Consider the following 3760-nt stretch of genomic DNA (forward strand, 5'->3'; position numbering starts at 1 on the left):
CCACAGAAACTGCCGACAGCTGCATGGATCAACCCGCCGATAATGGAGAAAAACGCTGCCAAAAAAAGCCGAGATTTAGACTCTCACCAATTCAACAAGGTGTTTCAAATTCATTGACACGCTCCGGCCACGCTCGTCAGCGGCCGCGAGACCTAGGCGAATCTCAGTCGAGATTCGTTTGCCGTTACGGACCATGTGGACCGTGCAGGATGACACTAAACTAAAGGCCATTAGCGCGAGCCAACCTTCGGAAGCAGGCGTCAACGCTCCGAGTTCGGCGAGCACAATGCCCAAAATAACTGAGCCTACAATTGCTACGGCCACGCCTAGTTTCATCGATGCGATTAGATGCAGGCGACAGGTTTGCTTTAGATAGAGCAGCGTGACTGCGACCACTAGGAAAGCCTCAACACCCTCGCGGAATGTGATAATTAAGGTAGATAACATTTTCACTCCAAATAATTGTTCCTTACTAGACCTGCAGAGAAGCTACGGCCTACTCGCCTCCACCCTATTGCGTCCGTTGCCCTTGGCTGAATAGAGTGCAGTGTCTGCTGCCCCCAATGCCGCGTCCAATCCCGCTTGCTCGATCAACTTGGAGAGTCCAATACTGATCGTTACATCTACCGTCTCAGTACCGTTCACTGGGAACTGGATGGAAGCAACCGCACTACGAATTCGTTCCGCAACCTGGCCGGACTGCTCGATAGAAGTATTCGGGAATATCAGACCAAATTCCTCTCCACCCAGGCGCGCGACAATATCCGTATCGCGGGCGACTGAACGAATGGCCTCAGACACCGCGCAGAGAACGGCGTCGCCGATCGCGTGACCGTAGTTATCGTTGATCGCTTTAAAATGGTCCACGTCGGCGATGCCTACCGTCACCGGCGCTTCGCTTCGAGCCGCTCGAAGAATAGCGCCCGCAGCCTCTTTCTCGAAGGCCCGGCGATTCGGTAATGAGGTAAGCGGATCGGTCAGAGCCTGCTGTTCTAGTAACGCCATCAGCTCAGCATTGCGTGCCTCGATTTTTTTTCGTTGGCGTAGGTCAGTGACGAACGCACCAAAATATCGATTGCCGTGGAAGCAGCCTAGGTCGACGGCTTTCATCTCAATGGGCAACCTCTCACCTGAGCGATGCCGAATCTCCAGCTCTCGCACATGACCGAGGACTGTGGATTTCCGACCCGTAGTGATGAAGTCGGCCACTTTCTCGGAATGAAGGGACCCTGCATCTGGTGGTACGAGTATGTCCATCGATTGGCCATGCAATTCGCCGATGGAGAACCCAGATAGCTCCTCCATCGCGTGGTTGACATAGCGGATGAGCGAATTTCCGTCGATGATGATTGCGCCGTCGAGGGCGTCCCCTAGGAGGCGCATTGGAAGCTCAAAGGGCAGATCGAATTGGATCGGGGGCCGCCGCGCGTGCGCTTTGGCAGCGACTGATAGATAGCGATAGACATCCGCTACCTTTTCCCAAAGCCTGACAATAAGGGCATTTCGCATCCGCAATTCATTTGTTTGGTGAGAGTGCATAGATTCGCGCCAAACGGACTTTCGCGCTATAGCACCACGTGCACTTAGCACCATTTTCGTTCGCTTGGATTGCACGGTAAAACCCGGGACTTCGTGGTAGGCCCTGTATGTATTAGCCATCACGACCATCCAATCTTGGCATGCATAGGAACGGCCCGAAGACCACTGCGTAAGTGCCAAATGCGATTACCCAGCATATGCCCGCCACCACGAGTAACACATCCCTTATGCCAGACGGGACGATATTGGCCAGGATGCGAGCCACGGCCGCACACTGTACGGCAACGAAAATAAGTAGCTCATAATGGTCCGCTCGCATGAGGCGACCGGTGTGACCGATCGTTGTACGTGCAATCATGCCAAGGATGAGGCTGGACATGCCGCCAACTGCGATTGCGTGCATGGCGCTGCTCACACTCGCTATGCCTAGCGAAGCTGCTGCAAGCAACAGATAGCCGCCACCTATCCAAGCGTACGCTAAGTGAAGTATCCAGAGGAGGGGGTATCTGGCGGTACGTTGAGGGGACCAGAACGCGAGTCGTGCTAACTGGAGCAAACCGGAGCTGCCAGTGAGCGCGGCGGTAATCCATGGAGCCAAGCCTGTTGTAACCCAAGCGAGGCTCGCTACCATAACGAGGGTGACGCTCGCCTTATCCAGGTGCTTAAAGGTCTTGGGTTCGCTGTCCGGCGCCATGTTGGTTGTGAAGCCTGGAATGACACGCCCACCCATCACAGTGGAAAGTACCGCGAGCACAAGAATTGCCGCCTCTGTAGCTTCAATCGCTGAGTAGTGGTGCAAGCCAAATGCGTTCGCATGGAAGAACAGGTTAGCGATAAAGAGCGAGGCCAACAGCCCCAGCAATGGTAAGTTTCGGCGTTTTCCAGAACGCCACATTACGCGATAAAGCGGGACCATCGCCACAGGAATGAACAGCAGATCAAGGACCGCACCAATGGCGGAGGAGGGCATCAGCATTCCAACGCGCCCAATTATCCAGGTACCAGCGATAGCCGCCAACCTCCAGCCTCGCGGAGTCCACAGACCAGTCCAGTTTCGTGCAGCGGTAAAAAGGAAGCCAACAACCACTGCGACAGCGAACCCGAAAACCATCTCATGCATGTGCCAGAGCAGATTTACACTCGGCATCTGAACACCCCTCGAATAGGTGACAAGCCATAGTGGAATACTTAGCATGGCGAAGAGCGCTGCCAGCAGGTAGAACGGTCGAAACCCCAAACGGAACAGCGCGAGGCCCACAGATGAAGGGTGATGGCCTTTTTGCCGGATTTCGTTGGGTTCTTTGATCGGTATGAGGGGGGCAGGCTGTTTCATCATTCAACTCGGCATAAAGATATATTCAATATACTACATTAAATTTTGATATTGCGTGCGTGCTGCTCAGATCCCAATTAATATTGAGCTTACTATCCCGAGTGCTGGCAATCCGTGTGAGTTATGCGATCTTCCTACGGGCGAACGAGACGGCATGAGCGGCGGAGCGAGAGTGCGAAATTGGATTAGTTGATGGCGGAAATCCGGTCGGTAGACTCGCCGGAACGGATGCTAAGCCGTCGCAGGAACCTACTTCAGCCAGTGCCATGAACGAACTCTTAACGAACTTGTCGAGCATGGTGGCGAAGGTGAAATCTCCCTTTGCGCAGACGCCTTTGGCGTGGGATGCTCGTTTGCCGGCATGCTTGCCAAAGGTACCGTTCAGCGCATCGATTGAGCAACAGGACTGGAGGGATCTACTTGCGCGAAGGCCCAGGAGTTGCGGCCCTAAGATCGATGCTGAAACAACCAGAATAGCTTTAGCAATAGCGCAGGACGATTTCATGTTATTTCGCCAAGAAGTGCCAATGATGTTAAATCGCAGCAACCTATTGGATAGTACATATTATTTCGAAGAATTTTTTTGGACCCTTAAAATTTCCTCGAATTGGCACCTCTACTGAGCCCGGATAGTCAGGTTTGGCTAAAGCGTATCGGATGGCCGCTCGCGCGGAAGTGCTCAATCATGTAGTCAACGAACACCCGTACCTTTGCAGGGACCAACTTTCGACTTGAATAGTATATCGACAAAGGCAAGGAGTCTGCGGTGGTCAAGTAATTTCGGACACAACGATAGGTTCACGTGCTGCCATTTTCCGTTCGTAGACGGCGGGTGACAGATTTCCCAATGCTGAATTGATGCGCTTGCAGTTATAGAAGCCGACGATG

3 protein-coding genes are annotated in these 3760 nt (G+C 53.3%); all 3 read right to left on the bottom strand.

The window, feature by feature from the left end; translation table 11 throughout:
• Positions 1-75 precede the first annotated feature (75 nt).
• Complete coding sequence (locus KVP70_RS35480) at positions 76-447, bottom strand: FTR1 family protein (protein WP_217946648.1); 372 nt, start codon at positions 445-447, stop codon at positions 76-78.
• 42 nt (positions 448-489) lie between these two features.
• A complete protein-coding gene (locus KVP70_RS32930; protein WP_217946650.1) occupies positions 490-1509 on the bottom strand; it encodes a GGDEF domain-containing protein in 1020 nt (339 codons plus the stop codon).
• 142 nt (positions 1510-1651) lie between these two features.
• Complete coding sequence (locus KVP70_RS32935) at positions 1652-2872, bottom strand: NnrS family protein (RefSeq protein ID WP_217946651.1); 1221 nt, start codon at positions 2870-2872, stop codon at positions 1652-1654.
• Between the last annotated feature and the right edge of the window lie 888 nt (positions 2873-3760).

This window comes from Duganella violaceipulchra (assembly GCF_019166075.1).
GTDB lineage: Bacteria > Pseudomonadota > Gammaproteobacteria > Burkholderiales > Burkholderiaceae_D > Rugamonas > Rugamonas violaceipulchra.

Excerpts from the sequence above, each read along its gene's own strand:
- KVP70_RS32935 (WP_217946651.1), bottom strand. The coding sequence starts at position 2,872 with ATGAAACAGCCTGCCCCCCTCATACCGATCAAAGAACCCAACGAAATC.
- KVP70_RS35480 (WP_217946648.1), bottom strand. The coding sequence starts at position 447 with ATGTTATCTACCTTAATTATCACATTCCGCGAGGGTGTTGAGGCTTTC.
- KVP70_RS32930 (WP_217946650.1), bottom strand. The coding sequence starts at position 1,509 with ATGCGAAATGCCCTTATTGTCAGGCTTTGGGAAAAGGTAGCGGATGTC.